Source organism: Streptomyces sp. Root1304, assembly GCF_001426405.1.
Taxonomy (GTDB): Bacteria; Actinomycetota; Actinomycetes; order Streptomycetales; family Streptomycetaceae; genus Streptomyces.
In genome coordinates this window covers 547,988-571,978 of sequence record NZ_LMEP01000022.1, presented here as the reverse complement: position 1 = coordinate 571,978, position 23,991 = coordinate 547,988, and the positions used below count along the sequence as shown (strand labels likewise).

Annotated in this window: 20 protein-coding genes and 1 pseudogene; 6 read left to right on the top strand and 15 right to left on the bottom strand. The window is 70.7% G+C overall.

Features of this window, described 5'->3' with window-relative positions:
* Positions 1–8: 8 nt before the first annotated feature.
* The gene (locus ASD33_RS22005; protein WP_079044944.1) at positions 9–1,163 is read left to right on the top strand and encodes a branched-chain amino acid ABC transporter permease; all 1,155 of its coding nucleotides are present in this window, start codon (positions 9–11) and stop codon (positions 1,161–1,163) included.
* Positions 1,160–2,425 carry an ABC transporter substrate-binding protein gene (locus ASD33_RS22000; RefSeq protein ID WP_056562940.1) on the top strand — a complete coding sequence of 422 codons (1,266 nt, stop codon included), beginning with the start codon at positions 1,160–1,162 and terminating at the stop codon, positions 2,423–2,425. Before ASD33_RS22005 ends, ASD33_RS22000 begins: the two co-directional genes overlap by 4 nt.
* On the opposite strand, the gene ASD33_RS21995 is transcribed toward ASD33_RS22000, so the two are convergent.
* Positions 2,413–3,282 carry an NAD(P)-dependent oxidoreductase gene (locus tag ASD33_RS21995; protein WP_056562936.1) on the bottom strand — a complete coding sequence of 290 codons (870 nt, stop codon included), beginning with the start codon at positions 3,280–3,282 and terminating at the stop codon, positions 2,413–2,415. The two genes, ASD33_RS22000 and ASD33_RS21995, sit on opposite strands and share 13 nt — an antisense overlap.
* Positions 3,283–3,340: 58 nt before the next feature.
* On the opposite strand from ASD33_RS21995, the gene ASD33_RS36965 reads away from it, so the two are divergent.
* A complete protein-coding gene (locus ASD33_RS36965; RefSeq protein ID WP_079044924.1) occupies positions 3,341–4,339 on the top strand; it encodes a GNAT family N-acetyltransferase in 999 nt (332 codons plus the stop codon).
* A gap of 65 nt (positions 4,340–4,404) precedes the next feature.
* On the opposite strand, the gene pssA is transcribed toward ASD33_RS36965, so the two are convergent.
* The 9 genes from pssA to ASD33_RS21945 form a co-directional block, all read right to left on the bottom strand.
* On the bottom strand, positions 4,405–5,271 hold the full coding sequence (pssA, locus tag ASD33_RS21985; protein ID WP_079044923.1) for a CDP-diacylglycerol--serine O-phosphatidyltransferase: 867 nt from the start codon (positions 5,269–5,271) through the stop codon (positions 4,405–4,407).
* Complete coding sequence (locus ASD33_RS21980; protein WP_056562933.1) at positions 5,264–5,920, bottom strand: phosphatidylserine decarboxylase; 657 nt, start codon at positions 5,918–5,920, stop codon at positions 5,264–5,266. Before ASD33_RS21980 ends, pssA begins: the two co-directional genes overlap by 8 nt.
* Positions 5,921–6,089: 169 nt before the next feature.
* Positions 6,090–7,295 (bottom strand): acyl-CoA dehydrogenase family protein, encoded by a 1,206-nt coding sequence (locus ASD33_RS21975; protein ID WP_056562931.1) that lies wholly within the window; start codon positions 7,293–7,295, stop codon positions 6,090–6,092.
* A 2-nt stretch (positions 7,296–7,297) separates the two neighbouring features.
* Positions 7,298–7,810: a MaoC family dehydratase gene (locus ASD33_RS21970; RefSeq protein ID WP_056562929.1), complete on the bottom strand. Its 513-nt coding sequence runs from the start codon at positions 7,808–7,810 to the stop codon at positions 7,298–7,300.
* Positions 7,811–7,815: 5 nt separating this feature from the next.
* Positions 7,816–8,781 (bottom strand): CoA ester lyase, encoded by a 966-nt coding sequence (locus tag ASD33_RS21965; protein ID WP_030686470.1) that lies wholly within the window; start codon positions 8,779–8,781, stop codon positions 7,816–7,818.
* Positions 8,778–10,814 carry a protein meaA gene (locus ASD33_RS21960; RefSeq protein WP_056562926.1) on the bottom strand — a complete coding sequence of 679 codons (2,037 nt, stop codon included), beginning with the start codon at positions 10,812–10,814 and terminating at the stop codon, positions 8,778–8,780. The genes ASD33_RS21965 and ASD33_RS21960 overlap by 4 nt, the downstream gene beginning before the upstream one ends.
* A gap of 14 nt (positions 10,815–10,828) precedes the next feature.
* Positions 10,829–12,166 (bottom strand): crotonyl-CoA carboxylase/reductase, encoded by a 1,338-nt coding sequence (gene ccrA, locus ASD33_RS21955; RefSeq protein WP_056562923.1) that lies wholly within the window; start codon positions 12,164–12,166, stop codon positions 10,829–10,831.
* 388 nt (positions 12,167–12,554) lie between these two features.
* On the bottom strand, positions 12,555–13,415 hold the full coding sequence (locus ASD33_RS21950; protein WP_199863564.1) for a TetR family transcriptional regulator: 861 nt from the start codon (positions 13,413–13,415) through the stop codon (positions 12,555–12,557).
* A 115-nt stretch (positions 13,416–13,530) separates the two neighbouring features.
* A complete protein-coding gene (locus ASD33_RS21945) occupies positions 13,531–15,312 on the bottom strand; it encodes a 3-hydroxyacyl-CoA dehydrogenase (RefSeq protein ID WP_056562918.1) in 1,782 nt (593 codons plus the stop codon).
* Between the two features lie 301 nt (positions 15,313–15,613).
* Here ASD33_RS21945 and ASD33_RS21940 point away from each other — a divergent pair, with 301 nt between their 5' ends.
* The gene (locus ASD33_RS21940; protein ID WP_056562915.1) at positions 15,614–16,216 is read left to right on the top strand and encodes a HEAT repeat domain-containing protein; all 603 of its coding nucleotides are present in this window, start codon (positions 15,614–15,616) and stop codon (positions 16,214–16,216) included.
* A 4-nt stretch (positions 16,217–16,220) separates the two neighbouring features.
* Here ASD33_RS21940 and ASD33_RS21935 read toward each other — a convergent pair whose 3' ends face one another.
* The 3 genes and pseudogenes from ASD33_RS21935 to ASD33_RS21925 form a co-directional block, all read right to left on the bottom strand.
* Positions 16,221–16,673, bottom strand: coding sequence for a RidA family protein (locus ASD33_RS21935; protein WP_056562913.1), 453 nt, complete (start codon positions 16,671–16,673; stop codon positions 16,221–16,223).
* A gap of 123 nt (positions 16,674–16,796) precedes the next feature.
* On the bottom strand, positions 16,797–18,491 hold the full coding sequence (locus ASD33_RS21930) for an alpha/beta hydrolase (protein ID WP_063991987.1): 1,695 nt from the start codon (positions 18,489–18,491) through the stop codon (positions 16,797–16,799).
* A 109-nt stretch (positions 18,492–18,600) separates the two neighbouring features.
* A pseudogene (locus ASD33_RS21925) lies at positions 18,601–19,473 on the bottom strand (radical SAM protein); the annotation flags it as partial.
* 66 nt (positions 19,474–19,539) lie between these two features.
* On the opposite strand from ASD33_RS21925, the gene ASD33_RS21920 reads away from it, so the two are divergent.
* On the top strand, positions 19,540–21,006 hold the full coding sequence (locus ASD33_RS21920; protein ID WP_056562907.1) for a recombinase family protein: 1,467 nt from the start codon (positions 19,540–19,542) through the stop codon (positions 21,004–21,006).
* Positions 21,007–21,245: 239 nt separating this feature from the next.
* Here the strand turns inward: ASD33_RS21920 and ASD33_RS21915 are convergent, their stop codons facing one another.
* Together ASD33_RS21915 and ASD33_RS36960 are read right to left on the bottom strand one after the other, a co-directional pair.
* Positions 21,246–21,689, bottom strand: coding sequence for a hypothetical protein (locus ASD33_RS21915; RefSeq protein ID WP_056562903.1), 444 nt, complete (start codon positions 21,687–21,689; stop codon positions 21,246–21,248).
* A gap of 763 nt (positions 21,690–22,452) precedes the next feature.
* The gene (locus ASD33_RS36960; protein WP_079044922.1) at positions 22,453–23,139 is read right to left on the bottom strand and encodes a recombinase family protein; all 687 of its coding nucleotides are present in this window, start codon (positions 23,137–23,139) and stop codon (positions 22,453–22,455) included.
* A 235-nt stretch (positions 23,140–23,374) separates the two neighbouring features.
* Here ASD33_RS36960 and ASD33_RS21900 point away from each other — a divergent pair, with 235 nt between their 5' ends.
* Entirely contained in the window at positions 23,375–23,818 is a 444-nt protein-coding gene (locus ASD33_RS21900; RefSeq protein ID WP_056562895.1) for an SRPBCC family protein, read from the top strand.
* Positions 23,819–23,991: the final 173 nt, after the last annotated feature.

Genomic DNA, 23,991 nt, shown 5'->3' with positions numbered 1-23,991 from the left:
GGAGCGGCCTGCGGCTCCGTACCCCCGCGGTGTACGGCTGGGCCGCCGCCGGCCTCGTCCTCGTCGTCCTCCCCTTCTACCTGGAACGGTTCTGGCTCCAGGCGGGCCTGTTCGCGATGGCCGCCGCGCTCGGCGCGATCGGCATCAACCTGCTGACCGGTGCCACCGGACAGCTCTCCATGGGCCACGCCTTCTTCATCGCCGTCGGCGCCTACGGCTACTGCGCCTTCGCCGGGGACGGCGCCGACGGGCTCGCCGGACTCGGCCTGCCCGGCTGGCTCGCCGCCGTCCTCGCGGTCGCCCTCGCGGGCCTGGCGGGCGGGGTGTTCAGCCCCATCGCGGGCCGGCTGCGGGGCGCGTACCTCGGCATCGCCACCCTCGCGCTGATCTTCATCGGCCAGCACGTGCTGTTCAACGCCCATGATCTGACGGGCGGTTACAACGGCCGCGCCGTCCCCCCGCTCTCCCTCTTCGGCCTCACCTTCGACGACAGCGAACTCCTCCTCGCCCAGGTGCCGTTCGGGGCGGTGGAGAAACTCTGGTACCTCGGTCTCGTCCTGCTCCTCGGCGGGGTCCTCTTCGCCCGGGGCGTGCTGCGGGGCCGCCCGGGCCGCGCGATGAACGCCATCCGGGACCACCGGATCGCCGCCGGGGTCATGGGCATCCCGGTGGCCCGCTACCGCGCCGCCGTCTTCGTCCTCTCCTCCATGTACGCGGGCCTCGCCGGCGTCCTGCTCGCGCTGGTCTTCCAGCGCACGGTGCCGGAGTACTTCGGCATGGCGCTCTCCCTCGAATACCTGGCCATGATCGTCATCGGCGGTCTCGGCTCGGTCGCGGGCGCGGTGGCCGGAGGCGTCTTCGTCTCCCTCCTGCCGCAGCTCCTCAACCGCTACAGCGACGCCCTCCTGCTGGTCTCCGCCCCGGGCACGGGCGGCGTCGCACCGGGGGAGGCCGCCCGCTATCTGTACGGCGCCGCCGTCGTGGCGGTGGTGCTGTTCCTGCCCGGAGGCCTGGCGCGACTGGCATCCGGAAACCCCAGAAACCCCAGCAAGCCCGGCAAGCCCGGAAGGCCGGGCAGGCCGGGCACATCCACCACGACCGACACCCCGACCCCCGACACCCCCGTCACCCCCACCACCGAACCCTCGGGAGAGGCACGATGACCCACAGACGACAGGCCGTGCGGGGCCTGGCCGCCGCGCTCGCCGCACTGGTCGCCCTCACCGCCGCCGGATGCAGCTCCAAGGCGAAGACCGGCGACGGCAGGGAGACCGGAGCGGGCGGCGTGAGGACCGGCGAGGGCGTCACCGACAAGACGATCTCGCTCGGCGCGCTCACCGACATGACCGGCGTGTACGCCACCCTCGGCAAGAGCGTCACCCAGGCCCAGCAGCTGTACGTGAAGCAGGTCAACGCCGCCGGCGGGATCTGCGGCCGGCAGCTGGAGCTCACCGTCCGCGACCACGGCTACGACCCGCAGAAGGCGCTCGCCGCCTACACCGAACTGGAGCCGAAGGTCGTCGGCTACACCCAGTTCATCGGCTCCCCGTTCGTCGCCGCCGTCAAGCCCCGGGTCGACGGCCAGGACAAGGGCCTGGTCCTCCCACAGGCCTGGTCGGCCTCGCTGCTCGGCTCCCCGTACATCCGCGTCCTCGGCGCCACGTACGACGTCGAGACGATCAACGCCGTCGACTTCCTGCTGAAGGAGAAGGGCCTGAAGGCGGGCGACAAGCTCGGCCACGTCTACTTCGAGGGCGACTACGGCGAGAACGCGCTGAAGGGCTCGAAGTACGCGGCGGAGAAGGCGGGCCTGACCGTCGTCGAGCAGAAGATCAAGCCCACCGACAACGACATGTCGGCGCAGGTCTCGGCGCTCAAGCAGGCCGGGGTCAAGGGCATCGTGATCAGCGCCGGACCGCGCCAGGCGGCCTCCCTCGTCGGCGTGGCCGCCGCGACCGGGCTCAGGGTGCCGATCGTCGGCAACAACTCGGCCTTCGCCCCGCAGCTCCTCGGCACCCAGGCCGGACCCGCCCTGGAGAAGATGTACTGGTTCGCCTCCCCGAGCCTGCCGATCGGCGCGGACACCCCGACCGCGAAGAAGCTCGTGGCCGACTACCGGGCCGCCTACCCGGACGACGCCCTCGACAACGGCATCGTGGCCGGCTGGACGGCCGCGAGCGTCTTCGGCGAGGCCCTGAAGAAGGCCTGCACGGCCAAGGACCTCACCCGCGACGGCGTCGACAAGGCGCTCCTGACGATGACCGCCCATGACGCCGGCTTCGGGATGAGCCACGACCTCGGCGACCCGAAGGCCCCGTCGTCCCGGGAGTCCGTCATCATCCAGCCCGACAAGTCGGTCCCGGGCGGGATGCGCACGGTCAGGCAGCCCTTCGTCTCGGACGCGGCGAAGACCTACACGCCCTGACGGGCCGCACCGCTCGCACCGGTCACGCCCTGGTCCGCGAACCCCGTCCGCCAGGTCGGGCGGGCCGGGGTCCAGCCCAGGGCGCGGGCCCGCGCGTTCACCGCGCCCCGCGCCCACGGCGCCCGGCCCTCGCTCCGCGCGGGGGCCGGCGCCTCCAGGGCCCGCGCCAGGACCGGCACCCAGGCATGGCCGGGGGCGGGTTCGTCGTCCACCACGTTGTACGCGCCCGAGGGCCACACCAGGGCCCGTACGGCCGCGTCGGCGGCGTCGGCGACGTGCACGAAGGAGCTGACCGAGTCGTCCGCCGCCGTGCTGCCCAGGAACCGGGCCTCCGGGTCCCCGGCCAGCGCGCCGGCGACCGCGCCACCCGGCGCGTACCAGGTCCCCGGGCCGTAGAGGATCCCGTACCGCAGGACGACGGCCTCCGGCAGCCGGGCCACCGCGGACTCCAGGGCGCGCACCCCGGCGACGATCCGCGACCGGGGCACCTCCTCGGTGGGGTCGAGCGGTACGGACTCGTCGGCGGGCCCGTCCCCGGGGGCGTACGCCCAGCTGATCGACTGCGCGACGATCCGGCCGACGCCCGCGGCGAGCGCCGCGTCCACCAGGTTCCGGGTGCCCTCGACCCGCACCCGGTTGTTCGCGGCGCCGTCGGCCGCCCCCAGGTCCGTGAGCTGGTGCACCACCGCGTCCGGTGACGCCTCGGCCACCGCCCGGCGCACCGCCCCCGCGTCCAGGACGTCCACGGGGCGCGGTCCGCGCCGGGAGAGGCCCACGACCTCATGACCGGCCGCTTCCAGCAGGGGGACGAGCCGACGGCCCACGGCGCCGGTGGCGCCCGCGACGAGTACACGCATGCCGCCAGCCTAGAAGATCGTCACCTGCCGGAAACACGGCGGTGTGAAGCTCTGTCCCATGACCGCGCGTATCGAGGAGAACCGCTCCCACCCCCGCCTTCCCGACCTGCTCACCGCCTACCACCTGGTCAACCAGGCCGAGAAGGGCACGGCCGTGGCGACGGTCGCCGAGCTCCCGGCCGTCTACCGCGCCGAGACCGAGGACCCGGCCGCCGCGTTCGCCGCCGACACGGTCCTGCTCGCCACCCCGCCCGGCGGCGACGAGCCCGTCGGCTGTGTCGTCCTCAAGGCTCCCCGTGACGGCCGCGCCCCCGAGATCAAGCGGCTCTGGGTGATGCCGGAGGCCCGGAGGAAGGGCCTCGCGAAGGCGCTCATGGCCGAGGCCGTGCGCCGGGCCGCCGCCTCCGGGGTGCCCGCCGTACGCCTCACGGTCTGGTCCTGGCGGGACGAACCGCTGGCCCTCTACCGGACCCTCGGCTTCGCCGTCGTGGACCCCTGGGACGACCGGCGGGACCTGCTCTGCCTGGAGAAGCCGCTCGACGTCGTCGAGCGGCTGACTCCCGAGGGCGTACGGGCCGCCGCCGACGGTCTCGCCGCGCTCCTCGTGGACGCCGTGGACGGCGGCGCCTCCGTCGGCTTCCTGGCGCCCCTGGACCCGGCCGTGGCGGCCGCCTGGTGGGCGGGCGTCGCCGACGAGGCCGCCAGGGGCGCCCGGGAGGTCTGGGCGGCCCACGGCCCGGACGGGAGCCCGGCCGGCGTCGTCACCCTGGTCCGTACGGCCGCGGCCAACGGCCGCCACCGCGGCGAGATCGCCCGGCTCCTCGTGCACCGCTCCGCGCGCGGCCGGGGCCTCGGACGGCGGCTGCTCGCCACGGCCGAGGCCCACGCCGGTGCCACCGGCCTCACCCTGCTGGTCCTGGACACCCAGACCGACAGCCCCGCCGAGCGCCTCTACCGGGGCGCGGGCTGGACGCCCGTCGGCACCGTCCCGGACTTCGCCGCCGACCCGTCCGGCGTCCTGCGGCCCACGACGCTCTACTACAAGCGCCTCGGATAGACCCGGGCACACGGAAGGGCCCCGGAGGCGCATCGCCTCCGGGGCCCTTCTCGTACGTCGTCCGCCTACGGCAGCTGGGCCGCCCGCGCCTCCCGGCTCTCACGCCGGTTGCCGCGGAAGGTGTTCACCCGACGGGCCGTCGCGAAGAGGGGGATCACGGCGCCCATCACTACCTGGAGCGCGCAGCCGGTCTGGAGCAGGAACTGTCCGCCCGGGGCGTCGAACGCCCAGGCCGCCAGCATGCCCATCGCGCCGACGATCCAGCTGAGCATCGCCACCGCGAGGACACCCCGCGGCTTGGGGTACTCGACCCGGCTCACCATCAGCCAGGCGACACCGATGATCGCGAGCAGCGTCGGGATGAACGGCAGCTCGAGCAGCACGATCGAGACCACCGTCAGCGCGCCGAAGGGGCTCGGCATGCCCTGGAACATGCCGTCCTTCATCGTCACGCAGGAGAATCTCGCGAGCCTCAGCACCACCGCGAGCAGCACCACGATCGCGGCGACCGCCGAGACCTTCTGCTGCGCGTCGTCCGCGACCATGCCGTACACGAGTACGAAGTAGGCCGGGGCCAGACCGAAGCTGATCAGGTCCGACAGGTTGTCGAGCTCCGCACCCATGGGCGAGGAGCGCAGCTTGCGGGCCACGATCCCGTCGAAGAGGTCGAAGATCGCGGCGGCCAGCATCAGGATCACGGCGGTGGCGGCGCTGTTGCGTGCCATGCCGGTCTCGCTGCTGCCGGTCAGGTGCGGGATGAGGATTCCGGTGGTGGTGAAGTACACCGCCATGAATCCACACGTGGCGTTACCGAGCGTGAGGGCGTCCGCTATGGACAGCCTCAACGAGAGCGGCATCTCCTCGGCCTCTTCGGCCGCTTCCGCATCGGTGCCGGCGACCCAGTCGGCGGCCCGTGTGTCGGGATCAATCACGGTCAATGCGAGTCACCCCCGCTTTGGTGGCCTGGCCGACCTCGACGGCGACCTCGACACCCTCGGGGAGGTAGATGTCGACGCGCGAGCCGAAGCGGATCAGACCGATACGGTCACCCTGCTCGACCTTCGTCCCCTGCGGGATGTACGGCACGATCCGCCGGGCGACGGCGCCCGCGATCTGGACCATCTCGATGTCACCGAGCTCGGTGTCGAAGTGCCAGACAACGCGCTCGTTGTTCTCGCTCTCCTTGTTGAACGCCGGGACGAACCCACCGGGGACGTGCTCCACGGACGTCACGGTGCCGGCCAGCGGCGCGCGGTTGACGTGGACGTTCAGCGGGCTCATGAAGATGGCGACCCGGGTGCGTCCGTCCTTCCACGGCATGATGCTCTGCACCACACCGTCGGCGGGGGAGATGACCCGGCCCTGAGCGATCTCGCGCTCGGGGTCGCGGAAGAACCACAGCATGCCGGCCGCGAGCGCGGTGGCCGGCACGGCGATGGCCGCGGCACGCCTCGACCTGCGGGCGCGCACGAGGCTGAGCGCCGCGGTGGCGACGGTCGGGAGGAGCCACGGCGATGCTCCGCGCGCGAGGCGTACGCCGGTGAGGCTGTCGCGGTGTGCAGAGGTTTGGCTGTGGGGCATGGATGACCTTCGTAGCGGATGATGCCGCACTGGCAACGGGGGACGGCGGCTTTCCCGCGATGTTATCGGTTGCGGGGCGCAACTGGGTAAGCCAGGAACCGAGTCGGCGGCCGGAAGACGAACACAGGGTGTGATCTTCTTCGCGGCCAAACCGACCCGAAACCGACAATCAACCCTGGAATCGGTACTCCTCGAGCAGCCGACGACCAATGATCATTTTCTGGATCTCGGCGGTACCTTCACCGATGAGCAGCATCGGCGCCTCGCGGTAGAGGCGCTCGATCTCGTACTCCTTCGAGAAGCCGTAGCCACCGTGAATGCGGAAGGCATCCTCGACGACCTCCTTGCAGTACTCGGAGGCGAGGTACTTCGCCATCCCTGCTTCGAGGTCGTTTCGTTCCCCGGAGTCCTTTTTGCGTGCTGCGTTCACCATCATCGCATGCGCGGCCTCGACCTTGGTAGCCATCTCGGCGAGCTTGAACTGAATCGCCTGGTGCTGGGCGATGGCCTTGCCGAAAGTGTGACGTTGCTGGGCATACGAGACACCGAGTTCGAAAGCACGCTGAGCGACACCACAGCCACGGGCCGCCACATTGACGCGGCCGACCTCGACGCCGTCCATCATTTGGTAAAACCCTCGGCCGGTGACCCCGCCGAGGACCCGATTGGCCGGAATGCGCAGTCCGTCCATGATGAGTTCGGTCGTGTCGACGCCCTTGTAACCCATCTTGTCGATCTTCCCGGGGATCGTGAGGCCGGGGCGGACCTCTCCGAAGCCGGGCTCCTTCTCGACGAGGAAGGTCGTCATCGACTTGTGGGGGGCGGTGCCCTCCGGGTGTCCTTCGTCACTTCGTACGAGAACGGCCACCAGCGAGGAGGTGCCGCCGTTCGTCAGCCACATCTTCTGGCCGTTCAGGACGTACTCCTCGCCGTCCTTCACCGCCTTCGACGTGATGGCCGACACGTCCGAGCCGAGGGCCGGCTCCGACATCGAGAACGCGCCGCGGGTCTCGCCGGCCGCCATCCGCGGAAGGAAGTAGTCCTTCTGCTCCTGCGTGCCGTGCTGCTTCAGCATGTACGCCACGATGAAGTGGGTGTTGATGATGCCGGAGACCGACATCCAGCCACGCGCGATCTCCTCCACGCACAGCGCGTAGGTGAGCAGCGACTCACCCAGGCCCCCGTACTCCTCGGGGATCATCAGGCCGAACAGACCGAGCTCCTTGAGCCCGTCGACGATCTGCTGGGGGTACTCGTCGCGGTGCTCCAGCTCGGTGGCGACCGGGATGATCTCCTTGTCGACGAACTCCCGGACGGTCTTGAGGATCTCCTGCTGGACGTCCGTGAGCCCGGCGGTCTGGGCGAGTCGGGCCATGGCTACTTCCCCTGTTCCTTCAGCTGGGGGCGGCCGGGCTGCTCGCCGCCGCGCTCCTTGATGTACGTCTCGGTGGGGACCATCACCTTGCGGCGGAAGACGCACACCAGGGTGCCGTCCTGCTTGTAGCCCTTGGTCTCGACGTAGACGATGCCGCGGTCGTTCTTCGACTTCGACGGGGTCTTGTCGAGGACCGTGGTCTCGCCGTAGATCGTGTCGCCGTGGAAGGTCGGCGCCACGTGCCGCAGCGACTCGATCTCCAGGTTGGCGATGGCCTTGCCGGAGACGTCCGGCACGGACATGCCGAGCAGCAGCGAGTAGATGTAGTTGCCGACGACGACGTTCTTGCCGAAGTCCGTCGTGTTCTCGGCGTAGTTCACATCCATGTGCAGCGGATGGTGGTTCATCGTCAGCAGACAGAAGAGGTGGTCGTCGTACTCGGTGACCGTCTTCCCGGGCCAGTGCTTGTACACGGCACCGATTTCGAACTCTTCGTAGGTGCGGCCGAACTGCATCGGGATCAGGCCTCCGGGATCTCGAACTTGGAGGTGCGCTGCATACCGGCGGCGCGGCCCTTGCCGGAGATGACCAGGGCCATCTTGCGGGAGGCCTCGTCGATCATCTCGTCGCCGAGCATCGCGGAGCCCTTCTTACCGCCGGCCTCGGACGTGTAGTAGTCGTACGCGTCGAGGATCAGCTCGGCGTGGTCGTAGTCCTCCTGCGAGGGCGAGAAGATCTCGTTCGCGGCGGCGACCTGGTCCGGGTGCAGCACCCACTTGCCGTCGAAGCCCAGGGCGGCGGCGCGCCGCGCGACGGCCTTGTAGCCCTCCTGGTTGCGGATCTGGAGGTAGGGGCCGTCGATCGCCTGGAGGTTGTTGGCGCGGGCCGCCATCAGGATGCTCATCAGGATGTGGTGGTACGCGTCCGCCGGGTAGCCGGGCGGCTGCTCGCCGACGACCAGCGACTTCATGTTGATGGAGGCCATGAAGTCGGCCGGGCCGAAGATGATCGTCTCGACGCGCTGGGAGGCCTGCGCGATGGCGTTGACGTTCGTGAGGCCCTGGGCGTTCTCGATCTGGGCCTCGATGCCGATCTTGCCGACCTCGAAGCCCATCGTCTTCTCGATCTGCGTCAGCAGCAGGTCGAGCGCCACGATCTGCTGGGCGTCCTGGACCTTCGGCAGCATGATGCAGTCGAGGTTCTGGCCGGCGCCCTCGACGACGGTGACGACGTCACGGTACGTCCAGTGGGTCGTCCAGTCGTTGACGCGGACCACGCGGGTCTTGCCGGTCCAGTCGCCCTCGTTGAGGAACTTCACGATGGTGTGCCGGGCCTCGGGCTTGGCCAGCGGGGCGCACGCGTCCTCCAGGTCGAGGAAGACCTGGTCGGCCGCGAGGCCCTGGGCCTTCTCCAGGAAGCGCGGGTTGGAGCCGGGGACCGCCAGGCAGGAGCGGCGGGGGCGGAGCCGGTTCACAGGGCTGGTCATGCGAGGACCTCCGTACTTTCAAGGGGGCTGAGCTTGTGAGCTGTCCGGATCTCGTCGACGATACGTCCGATGATCTCCGTGATACCGAAGTCCTTCGGTGTGAAGACGGCGGCCACGCCCGCACGCTTCAGTTCCGCGGCGTCGGCGTTCGGGATGATCCCGCCGACGATGACCGGTACGTCGGCCGCGCCCGCCTCACGGAGGCGGTCGAGGACGTCCGGGACCAGCTCGGCGTGCGAGCCGGAGAGGATCGACAGACCCACGCAGTGCACGTCCTCGGCGAGGGCCGCGCTCACGATCTGTTCGGGGGTCAGCCGGATGCCCTGGTAGACCACCTCGAAACCGGCGTCACGCGCGCGTACGGCGATCTGCTCGGCCCCGTTGGAGTGTCCGTCGAGACCCGGCTTGCCGACCAGGAGGCGCAGCCGCCCGACACCGAGCTCGTCGGCCGTCCTGGCCACCTTCTCGCGGACCAGGGCCAGCGGGGTGCCGGCCTCGGCCGTGACCGCGACCGGGGCGGAGGAGACGCCCGTGGGGGCGCGGAACTCGCCGAACACCTCGCGCAGGGCCCCGGTCCACTCGCCGGTGGTGACACCGGCGCGGGCGCACTCCAGGGTGGCTTCCATCAGGTTGCCCGTGCCCCGCGCGGCCTCCTTCAGGCGCTCCAGCGCCTTGCAGGGGCGCGGGTGGTTGAACGGCGGCTGGTAGCGGTTGTCCCGCCAGGTGGTCAGCGAGCCGACCACCCGGGCCTCGACCGCCGGGTCCACCGTCATGATCGCGGTGTCCAGGTCGGCGGTGAGGGGGTTCTCCTCGGTCGCCTGGAAGATGTTGACGCCGATGATCTTCTCGTCGCCGGCCTCGATCCGGGCGCGCCGCTCGGCGTGCGAGGAGACGAGCTGCGACTTGAGGTAACCGGACTCGACGGCGGCCATCGCGCCGCCCATCTCCTGGATCCGCTCGATCTCGGCCAGGCACTCCTGGACGAGCGAGTCGACCTTGGCCTCGATCACGTGCGAGCCGGCGAAGATGTCCTCGTACTCCAGCAGGTCGGACTCATGGGCCAGGACCTGCTGGATGCGGAGCGACCACTGCTGGTCCCAGGGCCGGGGCAGACCGAGCGCCTCGTTCCAGGCGGGCAGCTGGACGGCCCGCGCGCGGGCGTCCTTGGAGAGGGTGACGGCCAGCATCTCCAGGACGATCCGCTGGACGTTGTTCTCCGGCTGGGCCTCGGTCAGTCCGAGCGAGTTGACCTGCACGCCGTAGCGGAACCGGCGCTGCTTGGGGTTCTCGATCCCGTACCGCTCCAGCGTGATCTTGTCCCAGATGCGGCCGAAGGCGCGCATCTTGCACATCTCCTCGATGAAGCGGACGCCCGCGTTCACGAAGAAGGAGATGCGGGCGACGACCTCGCCGAAGCGCTCCTCGGGGACCTGGCCCGAGTCGCGGACGGCGTCGAGCACGGCGATGGCGGTGGACATCGCGTACGAGATCTCCTGGACCGGAGTGGCCCCCGCCTCCTGCAGGTGGTAGCTGCAGATGTTGATCGGGTTCCACTTCGGGATGTGGTTGACCGTGTACGCGATCATGTCCGTCGTGAGGCGGAGCGAGGGGCCGGGCGGGAAGACGTGCGTCCCGCGCGACAGGTACTCCTTCACGATGTCGTTCTGGGTGGTGCCCTGGAGCTGGGTCACGTCCGCGCCCTGCTCCTCGGCGACCACCTGGTAGAGCGCCAGGAGCCACATCGCCGTGGCGTTGATGGTCATCGAGGTGTTCATCTGCTCCAGGGGGATGTCCTGGAACAGCCGCCGCATGTCACCGAGGTGCGAGACGGGGACCCCGACCCGGCCGACCTCGCCGCGGGCGAGGATGTGGTCGGGGTCGTAGCCGGTCTGCGTCGGCAGGTCGAACGCGACCGAGAGGCCGGTCTGACCCTTGGCGAGGTTGCGCCGGTACAGCTCGTTGGACGCCTCGGCGGTCGAGTGACCGGCGTACGTCCGCATGAGCCACGGCCGGTCCTTCTGACGCTCAGTCATCTATGGTCCCGGGCTCAGATGTTGCGGAAGCGGTTGATGGCGTCGATGTGACGGTCGCGCATCTCGGGGTCGCGGACACCGAGGCCCTCCTGGGGCGCCAGCGCGAGGACGCCGACCTTGCCCTGGTGGAGGTTGCGGTGGACGTCGTACGCGGCCTGGCCGGTCTCCTCCAGGGAGTAGACCTTCGACAGGGTGGGGTGGATCTTGCCCTTGGCGATCAGGCGGTTGGCCTCCCACGCCTCGCGGTAGTTGGCGAAGTGCGAGCCGACGATCTTCTTGAGGGACATCCACAGGTAGCGGTTGTCGTACTCGTGGTTGTAGCCCGAGGTGGAGGCGCAGGTGACGATGGTGCCGCCCTTGCGGGTGACGTACACGGAGGCGCCGAAGGTCTCGCGGCCCGGGTGCTCGAAGACGATGTCCACGTCCTCGCCGCCGGTCAGCTCGCGGATCTTCGAGCCGAAGCGCTTCCACTCGCGGGGGTCCTGGTTGTGGTCGTCCTTCCAGAACTTGTAGCCCTCGGCGTTGCGGTCGATGACCGCCTCGGCGCCCATGGCCCGGCAGATCGCGGCCTTCTCGGGGGAGGAGACGACACAGATCGGGTTGGCGCCGCCGGCCAGGGCGAACTGCGTGGCGTACGAGCCGAGTCCGCCGCTCGCGCCCCAGATGAGGACGTTGTCGCCCTGCTTCATGCCGGCGCCGTTGCGGGAGACCAGCTGGCGGTACGCGGTGGAGTTGACGAGGCCGGGGGCCGCCGCCTCCTCCCAGCTCAGGTGGTCGGGCTTCGGCATCAGCTGGTTCGACTTGACGAGCGCGATCTCGGCGAGGCCGCCGAAGTTGGTCTCGAAGCCCCAGATGCGCTGCTCGGGGTCGAGCATCGTGTCGTTGTGGCCGTCCGAGGACTCCAGCTCGACGGAGAGGCAGTGCGCGACGACCTCGTCGCCGGGCCGCCAGGCGTTGACGCCGGGTCCGGTGCGCAGGACGACGCCCGCGAGGTCGGAGCCGATGACGTGGTACGGCAGGTCGTGGCGCTTGGTGAGCTCGGAGAGCCGGCCGTAGCGCTCCAGGAAGCCGAAGGTCGAGACCGGCTCGAAGATCGAGGTCCAGACCGAGTTGTAGTTGACCGAGCTGGCCATGACCGCGACGAGGGCCTCGCCCGGGCCGAGCTCGGGGAGCGCGACGTCGTCGAGGTGGAGCGACTTGCGCGGGTCCTTGTCGCGGCTGGCGACCCCGGCGAACATCTCCGCCTCGTCCTTGTGGACGGTGACGGCGCGGTACGACTCGGGGAGCGCGATGTTCGCGAAGTCGGCGGACGTGGCGTCCTGCGACTGGATCGCGGCCAGGATTTCCTTCACGGGTTGCCTCCGGCGGTGAGCGTCCGAGGGGAGGACGCCTGAGGGTTACGGCGGGGAGTCTGCTGCTGTGGAGGTGTGCCGTCGGTTCGGCTGGGTGGTGCGGTGGCGCGGCGCCGGGTGAGGCGCGGGGTTGCCTGTGACGCAGGCGTCCGGGCGCACAATCACGATCGCTTGTGGGGACAGCCGGCGCACGAGGAGAACTCTGCGCGCCGGCCGCCCGGACAACATCAACGTATGGCACGCCGTGTCACCTGACAAGGCACTGCGTGCCAACAATTTCACTCAGATGCCATCTGCCGGTCACAGATGAGCGATGATCGATCGAATCAGGGGTGAAAACGGACGAAGGCCGCCCCGGAGCGGGGCGGCCTTCGTCGTGGAATGGGGGTCAGCTGGGCTTCAGAGCCTGCTGGATCGTCCGCATGACCTCGTCGAGGGATGCGTCCGTACGGGCGACCGCGACCATCACGTCACCGGTGGTGGAGGCCCGTACGGCCGGAGCCGGCTCGGCGGTCCGGGACGGCGCCAGGGGAGACGCCGACGGCGTCGCGGAGGCCGTGGAAGGGGCCGGGCGGCCCGCGCCTATGCCCGAGCCGAAGGTCTCCCGCACGATCGCGAAGGCGTGGTCGAGCTGGGTCTCCACATCGCCCTCGCCGCCCGCCCGCAGCCAGCGCCGCAGTACGTGGTTGTGGGCCGTGACGACCGCCGAGGCGGCCACCTCGGCGAGCAGCGGGTCGTCGTTGCCGTCGTGGTGGTCCCGCTCGTCGAAGTGCCCGAGGAGATAGCGGGTGAACAGCCGCTCGTAGCGGGCCACCGAGGCGATCTCCCGCTCCCTCAGGGTCGGCACCTCACGGGTGAGCCGGTAGCGCGCCACGGAGACCGAGGGCGACCCCGCGTACATCTTCATGACTTCCTTGATGCCCCGGCACACCGTGTCGAGCGGGTGCTCGTGCGGCGGGGCCGCGTTCAGCACCGCCTCCGCCCTGACCAGGGTGTCGTCGTGATCGGGGAAGATCGCCTCTTCCTTGGAGCGGAAGTGGCGGAAGAAGGTCCGCCGGGCGACCCCGGCCGTGGCCGCGATCTCGTCGACCGTCGTGGCCTCGTACCCCTTGGTCGCGAAGAGTTCCATCGCGGCGGTGGCGAGCTCCCGGCGCATCTTGAGCCGCTGCGCGGCGGCACGAGTTCCCGCCGCGCTCTCCGGAGCGTCGGACGAGGAGGTGGCACGGGGTGTCTTCGCGGCCTTGGGCATGGTCCGAACGTACTGCATCGGAGGGGGAGTGTGCCCAGGTGGGGGCGGGCGCACCCCCGGGGCACCGACGGTGCCCGGGGGGCTCAGCAGACCGCCCCAGCCGGCCGCTCCCGGCTCAGCGTCGGGCATATTCGCGGAAGCCGCGCCCCGTCTTGCGGCCCAGGCAGCCGGCCGCCACCAGGTGCTCCAGGAGCGGGGCCGGGGCGAGCCCCGGGTCGCGGAACTCGCGGTGCAGCACCTGCTCGATCGCCAGGGAGACGTCCAGGCCGACCACGTCGAGCAGCTCGAACGGGCCCATCGGGTAGCCGCCGCCCAGCTTCATCGCCGCGTCGATGTCGTCCAGGGTCGCGTAGTGGTCCTGGACCATCTTGATCGCGTTGTTCAGGTACGGGAAGAGCAGCGCGTTCACGATGAACCCGGCCCGGTCGCCGCAGTCCACCGGGTGCTTGCGGATCTTCGCCGTGACCTCGCGGACGGTGGTGTGGACGTCGTCGCCGGTCAGCACCGTACGGACGATCTCGACCAGCTTCATGGCCGGCGCCGGGTTGAAGAAGTGCATCCCGATGACGTCCTGCGGACGCGTGGTCGCCCGCGCGCAGGCGATGACCGGCAGCGAGGAGGTCGTGGTGGCGAGCACCGCGCCCGGCTTGCAGATCTTGTCGAGCCGGGCGAACAGCTCCTGCTTGATCTCCAGGTCCTCGGCGACCGCCTCGACCGCCAGGTCGACCTCGGCGAAGGCGTCGAGCGTGCCCGCCGCCGTGATCAGGGCCAGGGTGGTGTCACGGGCCTCGCCCGTCATCCTGCCCTTGTCCACCGAACGGGCCAGCGACTTGGCGATCCGGGCCTTGGCCGTGTCCGCCTTCTCCTGGGAGCGGGCCGCGAGCACGACCTCGTACCCGGCCTTGGCGAAGACCTCGGCTATGCCGGAGGCCATCGTGCCCGAGCCGGCGACGCCGACCGAGCGGACCTCGCGGCCCGCGCCGCCCTCCGCGGAGCCGAGCGGGGTGAGCGCGTCCCGCACGACCGTGCCGGAACCGGGCGCCTCGTACGTGTAGAAGCCGCGGCCCGACTTGCGGCCGGTCAGCCCGGCCTCGCTGAGCTGCTTGAGGATCGGGGCGGGGGCGTGCAGCCGGTCGTGCGAGTCCGCGTACATGGCCTCGAGGACCGTACGGGCGGTGTCGACGCCGATCAGGTCGAGCAGTTCGAGCGGGCCCATGGGCAGGCCGCAGCCCATCTTCATCGCCGCGTCGATGTCCTCGCGGGAGGCGTACTTGGCCTCGTACATGGCGGCGGCCTGGTTCAGGTACCCGAAGAGCAGCCCGTCCGCGATGAAACCGGCCCGGTCGCCGACCGCGACCGGCTCCTTGCCGAGCTCTTCGGCGAGCCGGGTCACCGCGTCAACGGCGCGCGGGTCGGTCAGCACGGAGGAGACCACCTCGACCAGCTTCATGGCCTGGACCGGGGTGAAGAAGTGCAGGCCGAGGACGCGCTCGGGGTGCGCCGAGTCGGCGGCGAGCCGGGTCACGGACAGCGCGTTGGTGCCGGTGGCCAGGATCGTCCCGGGCCGGACGATCCCGTCCAGGGCGCGGAAGACCTCCTGCTTGGCCTCGTACGACTCGGGCACGACCTCGATCACGAGATCGGCCTCGGCGGCGGCCTGGAGGTCGGAGAAGGTACGGAAGCGGGCCAGCACGTCCTGCCGCTCCTCCTCGGTGATCCGCTCGCGCGCCACGGCGCGGGCGGTGGAGGCCTCCAGGGCGGCGACGGCCTGGGCGGTGGCCACGTCGCTGATGTCGATGCCGATGACCTCGCGGCCGGCCCGCACGAGGACATCGGCGATGCCCGTGCCCATGGTGCCGAGACCGACGACGGCGATGGTGGAGAGAGGGGTGTCCATCAGGGGACTCCTGGGAGGAAGAGTGACGACTGAGGGCAGTACGCGCACGAAAGGGTGCGGGAAAGAGCGAGGGCTCTGCCCGGAGAAAGGGCGATGCCCTGGAAAAAGGGGCCGACGGACTCTGTCCCGGAGTCACATCGAAACTGCCGAACCGACGAGCGAACACAACGGCTGCGTCACCAGGCCGTTGTGCGAAGTGCGGGGGGTGACCCGCTCACCTGAGACTAACCGGCCGGTAACGAGCGCGCCAGTCCCGGCAAGTTGGGAAAGTGTGATCTGGATCGCGGATAGGGTCGGATTCATGGAAATCTCCGCGGATCCGGAATTCTGCTCGATGATCGATCGATTGCGGGACGAGATCGAGAATGACTCCGGAGAAGTCCCGGCGGCATTCACGGAACTGGCCGGAACCGAGGACCCCGAGGAACTGCACCACGTCCTCACCGCACCCGGACAGCCCCTCTGGGCCCGCGAGATCGCCGCCTACGCCCTCGGGGTCGCCCGCGACCCGCGCGCCTTCGAGGCGCTCGTCCTCCTCCTCAACCACCGCGACCCGGAGCGCTGCGTCACGGCCGCCCACGCCCTGACCCGGCTCGGCGACCCGCGCACCGCCCGCGCGGCCGCCGCCCTCGCCACCAACGAACTCCGCGTCGCCTACGCCCTGCTGCCGGTCCGGCTGCTCGCCGACCTCCGCGCCCCCGAATCCGTCCCGGCCCTGATCACCGTCCTCGAACGGCGCCTCCCGGCCGCCGACCCCCACTGGCGGGTCGGCCTCGCCTGCGTCGAGGGCCTCGGCGCCCTCGGCGACCCCCGGGCGCGTCCCGCCCTCGAAGCGGCGCTCCCGCACCCCCGGCTCGGCGCGGCGGCCGAACGGTCGCTGGCGCGACTGGGCCCCGCCGACTGATCCGTCAGCGCAGCAGACGGAGCTCCGCCCCCGCCTCACCGGGCGCCGCCGGCGCCCGCTCCGGGACGAGGGCGAACGCCTCGATCTCCAGGAGCAGTTCGGGACGGACCAGCGCCGACACCTGCACCGCCGAACTGGCGGGCAGCGGCGCCCCCGCGAAATACGCGTCCCGGGCGTCCCGCACCGCCGGCAGATGCGCCACGTCCGTGACGAAGTAGGTGAGCTTCACGACGTCCGCGAACCCGGCCCCCGCCGAGGCGAGACAGCGCTCCAGATTCGCGAAGACCTGACGGGCCTGCGCCGCCGCGTCGCCCTCGCCGACCACCGCGCCCGAGGCGTCGAACGCGCACTGGCCGGATATCGCGACGAAGCGGCCCGTCCCCCACACGACATGGCTGTACTGCGGGCTGGCGGCGACGCCCTCGGGGGCGGGGACGTGGGTGAGGTGGCTGGTCATGGCCCACATCCTCGCGCACGGCACTGACAATGCCCGCGCCTCTGGGGGCGCGGGCATCGTGGGCGGGCTTTCAGGGGTCGGTCAGAGGTCGGTCAGAGGTGTGTCGGAGGGCGGGCGGCGGTGTCAGCGCACGTGGCCGAGGAGCCCGTGCAGGACCGCGGCGGCGGGCTCGGCGGGCTCGGATGCCCCGGCGGGAACCGCGACGGACCGGCTCGCGGTGGTCCCGGCCGGCTCGCCGGTCTCCTCACCGCTCCGCTCCCCGGCCCGCTTCCCGCTCTGCTGGCCCGTCGGGGGCGTCACCGGCTCCGGCTCCGGTTCCGGGCGGGAGGCGCAGACCGCGTCGACCTCGCCGTCGTCCTTCGCGCGCGGGACCTTCCCGGTGGCGAGGTAGGTGGCCAGGTGCTCGTCGAGGCAGTCGTTGCCGCCCAGGGTCACCCCGTGGTTCTCGCCGCCCTCCTCCACGACCAGGCTGGAGCCGCGCAGCAGCCGGTGCATGGCGACCCCGCCCTCGTACGGCGTCGCCGCGTCGTCCGTGGCCTGGAGGACGAGGACCGGCGGCACCTGGTCGTTGCGGACGTCCGGCGGGGTCAGCGGGTCCACCGGCCAGAACGCGCACGGCGCGTTGTACCAGGCGTTGTTCCACGTGGAGAAGGGTGCCTTGGCGTGCACGTCCCAGCTGTCCTTGCGCCAGACGCTCCAGTCCCGGGGCCAGCCCGCGTCCCGGCACTGCACGGCCGTGTAGACCGAGTAGCCGTTGTCGGCGGAGGCGTCGGCCTCGCCGTACCGCGCGTACGCCTCCGTCAGCGGCACCGCGTTCCGGTCGTTGACGTACGCGGCGAACGCGCTCGCCAGCCGCGGCCAGTAGCCGTTGTAGTACCCGCCGGGCAGGAACGTGTCCTCCAGCTCGCCCGGTCCGACCTTCCCGCCGGCCGGGGTCGCGCGCAGCTCGTCGCGCATCCGGTACCAGGCCGCCTCCACCGCCGCCGGGTCGGTGCCCAGCCCGTACGTGGCGTCGTTTCGGGCCACCCACGCCATGAAGTCCTTGTGGCGGGCGTCGAAGGCGTAGTCCTGCGCGATGTTGTCCTCGTACCAGACGCCGTGCGGGTTGACGACGGAGTCCAGCGCCATCCGCCGCACCTTGTCCGGGTGGAGCCGGGCGTAGACGGCGCCCAGGTAGGTGCCGTACGAGTAGCCCAGGTAGTTGATCTTCGGCGCGCCGAGCGCCCGGCGGATGACGTCCAGGTCCCGGGCGGTGCTCACGGTGTCGATGTACGGCAGCACGTCGGCGTGCTTCTCGCCGCAGGCCCTGGCGAAGGCCTGCGCCCGTTCGACCGCGACCCGCTCGTCCTCGGCGCCGCGCGGCACCGAGTCCGGGCGGACCGGCTTGAAGTGGCCGGGCTTGCAGTCCAGCGCGGGCTCGCTCTTCCCGACCCCGCGCGGGTCGAAGCCGATGACGTCGTACTGGGCGGCCACCTTCGCGGGCAGCGCGGCCGCCACGTACCCGGCCATGCCCCGCCCGCTGCCGCCGGGCCCGCCGGGGTTCACGAGCAGTGGCCCCTGGAAGGTCTTCGCGGTGTGCTGGACCCGGGTCAGGGCGAGGGTGACGGTCCGGCCCGCCGGGTCGTCGTGGTTGAGGGGCGCCTTGACGGTGGCGCACTGGAGCTTCGGGTACGCCTTCGTGGCGCAGTCGGTCCAGGCGAGCGGGGGGAAGGGGCGGGGGGTCGGTTCGCCGGCGCCCGCGGGGGTGGCGGGCAGGACGGCGACCGTCCCGGCGACCAGCGCTCCAGCGGCGATCAGCATTCCTGCGCGTGGGGTCATAGGGCGTCCGTGCCCCGAACGGGCCGTGACAGGACCTGTTCCGGCCAGAGTTGACCCGAACAGAGGACGGTCCGACGGTGTGTCAGGAGACCGGTCCGATGATCGGACGTCAGAGGAGGGTCAGCTGCTCGGGGGCGGCGGGGGCGGTAGGGGCGGCGCCCTCCGATGCCCGTGACCGTGCGGGCGCCGATGCGGATCCCGTTCCCGAGGGCGTTCCCGCTCCCGATGTCCGCCGCGACGCGCCCCGGTCGGCCGGGCGCATCCCGAACTGGGCCGCGAGTTCGTGCACCTGACGGGTGATCCGGCGCTGGTACCAGGTCGGGGCGTAGGCCCCGTCCGCGTACATCCGCTCGTACCGCCCCACCAGGCCGGGGTGGTGGCGGCGCAGCCACTGCATGAACCACTCGCGGGCGCCGGGCCGCAGGTGCAGGACGAGCGGGGTGACCGAACTCGGCCCGGACTCGGCGATGGCCCGGACCGTGTCGCGCAGCTGCTCGGGCCGGTCGCCGAGGAAGGGGACCACGGGTGCCATCAGGACCCCGCAGTCGATGCCGTGCTCACCGAGCGTGCGGACGACGTCGAGCCGGCGCTGCGGGGAGGGCGTGCCGGGCTCGATCGTCCGCCACAGCTCCTGGTCGGTGAAGCCGACCGAGACGGAGATGCCGACCTCGGTGACCCGGGCCGCCTGGGTGAGGAGGTCCAGGTCGCGCAGGATCAGCGTGCCCTTGGTGAGGATCGAGAACGGGTTGGCGTGGTCGCGCAGCGCCGTGATGATGCCCGGCATCAGGCCGTACCGGCCCTCGGCCCGCTGGTAGCAGTCGACGTTGGTGCCCATCGCCACGTGCGCGCCCTGCCAGCGGGCGGAGGCGAGCTGGCGGGCCAGCACCTCCGGCGCGTTGATCTTGACGACGATCTGGGAGTCGAAGCCGAGCCCGGTGTCGAGGTCGAGATAGCTGTGGGTCTTGCGGGCGAAGCAGTACACGTACCGTACTGCTCGTTAAGACCCGCTAGGATCCCGGCACCCAGGGTAACCACGAACGGGGCGACCATGACCGGCTTTCAGCGGGGTGCGATCTACACCCGGATCAGTCGAGACGACGAACTCACCGGGGACGGTGTGACCCGACAGGACGAGGATGCCGGGACGCTCGCCCTCGCGCGAGGCATCCCGGTACAGGGCCGCTACACCGACAACGACATCTCCGCGACCACCGGCAAGCGGCTGCGCCCCGACTACGAACGACTCATGACCGCCGTACGCGCCGATCAGGTGGACGTAGTGATCGTGGCCGCCCTGAGCCGACTGTGGCGCAACCGGCGCGAGCGAGCCGAGGGCATGGAACTGTTCCGCAATCACGGGGTATCGATCCTCGCCGTCAAGGGTCCCGAGCTGGACCTGACCACAGCGAGCGGCCGGCTCCTCGCGGGGCTCCTCGGCGAGGTCGACTCGTTCGAGGTGGAGCAGATGAGCGAGCGCGAGAAACGGGAGATGCTCCAGCGGGTGGAGAAAGGCCTGCCCGCGACCGGCCCGAGGGCGTTCGGCTACAGCGCAGACGGCTGGACGATCATCCCCGAAGAGATGCCCGAGGTCGCCAAGGCGTACGAGAAGTTCGTGGTCACGAGGTCCGTGTCCGGCATCACAAGGGACCTGCGTGAGCGAGGAGTCCTCAACAAGGGTGGGGAGCCCTGGACCACCAACGGGGTGCGGTGGATGCTGAAGAACCCTCGGTACGCGGCGCTTCGGGAGTATGAGGGAGAGCTGTATCCGGGCAAGTGGCCAGCGGGCGTTCCGGAGGATCTATGGCGAGCCGCTCGGGCCATCTTCGAGGAAGAGGACCGGGCCACCTCCCCGGGACCGGCGCGGCGCCATCTCCTCTCGGGCATTGCATTGTGCGGTGTCTGCGCCGACGGGGAGACCACCGTGACCAGTGGATCCCGAGGGGTGAAGAAGAACCAGGCCGAGGGCGACGAGGAGCGCCTAGAGGACGAGGCCGAACTCCTCCTGGAAGACGGTGCGGGGACGTCGCAGCCGATCTACAAGTGTCGGCTGAGCAAGCACCTCGCCCGGAATATGGAGCCGGTGGACGCCCTCGTGGAGGAGTTCGTGATCGCCCGGCTCTCCCGCCCGGACGCGGCCGATCTGTTCCACGACGAGGCGGCCCCGGGTGCTGGGGAGTTGCGGACACAGGCGGTCGCCCTGCGGGCCCGTCTGAAGGCCCTCGCCGCCGCATTCGCGGAAGACGACGCGGCGGACGTGATGGAGTTCCGCGACGCCACGCGGCGCCTGCGCGAGCGCGTCGCCGAGGTGGAGGGCAGCATGGCCCACCCGCAGCGGGCACGCGTGCTCGCCGGACTCGTGGACGCCGACGACGTGCGCGCCGCGTGGGAGAGGCTCGGCCTGGACCGTAGGCGCGCCGTGGTGGATCTTCTCGCCTGGGTCACGATCCTGAAGGCGGGCGGCGGTGGGCGCCGGCCGTTTAACCCGGACACGGTGGTCATCCGCCCCCGCGTCTGACGCTGGACGCACGAACGCCCCCTCGGGACTGGGATCCGAGAGGGCGTTCGCATCCGCGGATTCCTCGGGGAGAACGCCCTGGGAATCCGCGGCTCAGGGGCCACCTCCGCCTCAGTGCCGAGAAACGCGGACACGGCGCTCTGAAGAGCGCCCCCCGTCCTCCTTCAGGGAGTCCAGGACGGGCGCCGCGAGGTTCGTGGCGAGGGGGTTCGCCGTGTCCGCTTCAGCGCGTTCTGGAGTCACGCGGTCACGTCCCAGCGCAGCTCGGGAAAGTTCTCCGTGAACCTCTCGTCGGCGAGTGCCATCACCCTGTCGGCGTGCTCCGCGCCGAAGTACTCGTATCCCCTGACAGGGCGGACCCCCTCCAGAGCGAGGCGGTCGAGTACGTGGCCCTCCACGCTGCGTGCCACGCCGACCGGGAGCCCGGTGACGAGACGACGCGTCCGGTCGATCCCGTGCGTTACCCGGTGGGTGTCGAGACGACCCCGCCCGTCGCCGGACGAGATGCCCGGCTTCACCATGCCTCCGCCGGTCGCCACGTAGTAGACGGTGGGCTCGGGGTGGTCTCTGCCGGAGCATCGGGCACACAAGGTCCCGCGCTTCACAGCAGCGCTGACCACGACCGAACTGAGATGACCAGCCACGCAGGCGATGTCCGCCCGAGAGGCGAGCCTGTCCGGCATCGGGCTCAGGACTAGAACGCCCTCTTCCCAGGCCCGCCGCTTGAACTCGGAGAGCCGGGGAGTCCGATCGATGTGTGAGCACGAGCGGCAAGACAGCGGGCTGCTGCCATAATCCCTGTGAGGGGTCTCGCTCGGCAAGAAGGGGGGCACGCATGTAAGTACCGTCGACTCGTGCCCCATAGACACCGGACCGCCTTGCGGCCGTTCTCCGTGTCGCCGAGGATCCGCAGTCCGGCTTCCGCTGCCCACGCGGGGAAGGCGGCTCGCGACTTCTCTTCGAGGTTCCGCCGGTTGCACGAGGAGCACCCCGTGAACGCGGTTGGGATCTCTTCGGTGAGAGCCCCGATCCGCAGGGTGAGGGTGCAGCTTCCAACCTCGGGGTGAAGAGCGGTCAGGGGCGTCACCCGGACCGTGTGTCCGCAGGCTGCGCAGCTCAGTTCCACAGGGTCAAGGATCCCGCGTACGGCGCTGCGTACGCTCCAGCCCAACTCGTAGGCCCGTGCCGAGAAGAGTGCCATGACTGCCCCCTCGGCGCGAGCGAGCAGCCTGATGGAGCGCAGTGCCTCCTCAGGTGACGACGCTGAAGCCTGGACGCCTTCGTTCGTATCGTCCCTTCTTGATGGCTAGGTCCCCGAACGGCTAGCGCCGGAGGGAGCGTTGCACGAGGCGCTGACAAGCAGGGCGGGCACTTGCCTGGTAGGTGGCCGCACAGGCGAGAGCGCCCACTCCCGGGACGTGGGGAGGGGCGCTCCGGCATGCTGGCTCAACGGACCCGGTCAGGGTCGAGTGCCCGGTAGATGGTGGCGCGTCCCACGCCGAGTTCGTCGGCGATCTCCTGCACGGTGTGCCGCGGTCGGCCGTCCTCGTTCCGCTCGTCGCGCATGAACCGGGCGTGCCGGACCTGTGCCGGGGTGAGCGCGCTCTTCCGGCCGCCCACCTTCCCCTTGGCCCGAGCGGACGCGAGTCCATCCATGGTCCGCTCCACGTTCAGGCTGCGCTCGAACTCGGCGACGGCGCCGAGGATCTGGCACATGAACCGCCCCACGGGGGTGGAGGTGTCCAAGCCCTGATCCAGCACGACGAGGTCCACGGTGCGCGCCTCCAGTTCGGCGGACACCTCCAACAGGTGCTTCAGGGAGCGTCCGAGCCGGTCGAGCTTCGTGATCACGAGGGCGTCCCCGGCGCGCAGCCGGGTCACCCTGGAAGCTCTGAGTCGTGGTCGCCACGAGCATCCGGGCGGCGAGCGCACCTGACTCGTCGGCGAATGTCGGGATGTTGTTGGGCGGGATCGCGAGCCGGCCCGGTTGAGGATCGAGCGGGCGCGTACCTCGTGGAAGGTGATGCCCCGGAACTCGGGGGTGTCGAAGGTCCTGGTGGTGACCGCGTCCGTGCCGAACAGGGCGATGTCGGCGGGAGCGGCGGGGGTGTCGCCCAGATTGTCCCAGCGCATGGACGCCTCCTCGGTGGTTCTGCTGCGGGCCTGCTTCGGTCTGCCGGGGGTCTTCGCCGGTTCTGCCCGGGCTCCGTCGCGGCCGTCCCGCGGCTCGGTCCTCGGCTCGGCTCTTGGCCGTTCGGTCAGAATAGAACACTTGTTCCCTTAATCGTTGCAACCCGGATTTCGCGCCCCGGAGCCCACGTGGTTCGCTTGGCCCACACCCCCTGAGAACCACGAGCTGGAGGAAGTCATGGCGCAGGTCGAGGCCACCACGGAACGGATCGTCGCCGCGGACGCGGAAACGGTGTTCGACGCGCTGGCGGACTACAGCGGCACGCGCGCGAAGCTGCTGCCCGAGCACTTCAGCGAGTACGAGGTGCGCGAGGGCGGTGACGGCGAGGGCACCCTCGTCCACTGGAAGCTCCAGGCCACCAGCAAGCGCGTCCGCGACTGCCTCCTGGAGGTCACGGAGCCCACCGACGGGCAGCTCGTCGAGAAGGACCGCAACTCCTCCATGGTCACCACCTGGGTCGTGACCCCCGCCGGCGAGGGCAAGTCCCGCGCCGTCGTCACCACCGTCTGGGACGGTGCGAGCGGCGTCGGCGGCTTCTTCGAGCGGACCTTCGCCCCCAAGGGCCTGGGCAGGATCTACGACGCCGTTCTCGCCAAGCTGGCGGACGAGGTCGAGAAGTAACGCCCGGAGCGTTCACCGATTCGAGTGGATCGCCCGCACCCCCGTAACGGCGCCCCGGCGCATCAGGGGGCGCGGGCCCCCTCGTAAACGCGCTGATGAGCGACCCAAGTGCGCCGGAGCGCGGGGTCGTTCGGCACCCCGGACGTCACCGGCCTCCCGTACCGCCCGACTTG

Bases quoted from the DNA above. Each gene is read 5' to 3' on its own strand.
- ASD33_RS22000 (WP_056562940.1), top strand. From the start codon at position 1,160: ATGACCCACAGACGACAGGCCGTGCGGGGCCTGGCCGCCGCGCTCGCC.
- ASD33_RS21995 (WP_056562936.1), bottom strand. From the start codon at position 3,282: ATGCGTGTACTCGTCGCGGGCGCCACCGGCGCCGTGGGCCGTCGGCTC.
- ASD33_RS36965 (WP_079044924.1), top strand. From the start codon at position 3,341: ATGACCGCGCGTATCGAGGAGAACCGCTCCCACCCCCGCCTTCCCGAC.
- ASD33_RS21980 (WP_056562933.1), bottom strand. From the start codon at position 5,920: ATGCCCCACAGCCAAACCTCTGCACACCGCGACAGCCTCACCGGCGTA.
- ASD33_RS21975 (WP_056562931.1), bottom strand. From the start codon at position 7,295: ATGGCCCGACTCGCCCAGACCGCCGGGCTCACGGACGTCCAGCAGGAG.
- ASD33_RS21970 (WP_056562929.1), bottom strand. From the start codon at position 7,810: ATGCAGTTCGGCCGCACCTACGAAGAGTTCGAAATCGGTGCCGTGTAC.
- ASD33_RS21965 (WP_030686470.1), bottom strand. From the start codon at position 8,781: ATGACCAGCCCTGTGAACCGGCTCCGCCCCCGCCGCTCCTGCCTGGCG.
- ASD33_RS21960 (WP_056562926.1), bottom strand. From the start codon at position 10,814: ATGACTGAGCGTCAGAAGGACCGGCCGTGGCTCATGCGGACGTACGCC.
- ASD33_RS21950 (WP_199863564.1), bottom strand. From the start codon at position 13,415: ATGCCCAAGGCCGCGAAGACACCCCGTGCCACCTCCTCGTCCGACGCT.
- ASD33_RS21945 (WP_056562918.1), bottom strand. From the start codon at position 15,312: ATGGACACCCCTCTCTCCACCATCGCCGTCGTCGGTCTCGGCACCATG.
- ASD33_RS21940 (WP_056562915.1), top strand. From the start codon at position 15,614: ATGGAAATCTCCGCGGATCCGGAATTCTGCTCGATGATCGATCGATTG.
- ASD33_RS21935 (WP_056562913.1), bottom strand. From the start codon at position 16,673: ATGACCAGCCACCTCACCCACGTCCCCGCCCCCGAGGGCGTCGCCGCC.
- ASD33_RS21930 (WP_063991987.1), bottom strand. From the start codon at position 18,491: ATGACCCCACGCGCAGGAATGCTGATCGCCGCTGGAGCGCTGGTCGCC.
- ASD33_RS21920 (WP_056562907.1), top strand. From the start codon at position 19,540: ATGACCGGCTTTCAGCGGGGTGCGATCTACACCCGGATCAGTCGAGAC.
- ASD33_RS21915 (WP_056562903.1), bottom strand. From the start codon at position 21,689: ATGCCGGACAGGCTCGCCTCTCGGGCGGACATCGCCTGCGTGGCTGGT.
- ASD33_RS36960 (WP_079044922.1), bottom strand. From the start codon at position 23,139: ATGCGCTGGGACAATCTGGGCGACACCCCCGCCGCTCCCGCCGACATC.
- ASD33_RS21900 (WP_056562895.1), top strand. From the start codon at position 23,375: ATGGCGCAGGTCGAGGCCACCACGGAACGGATCGTCGCCGCGGACGCG.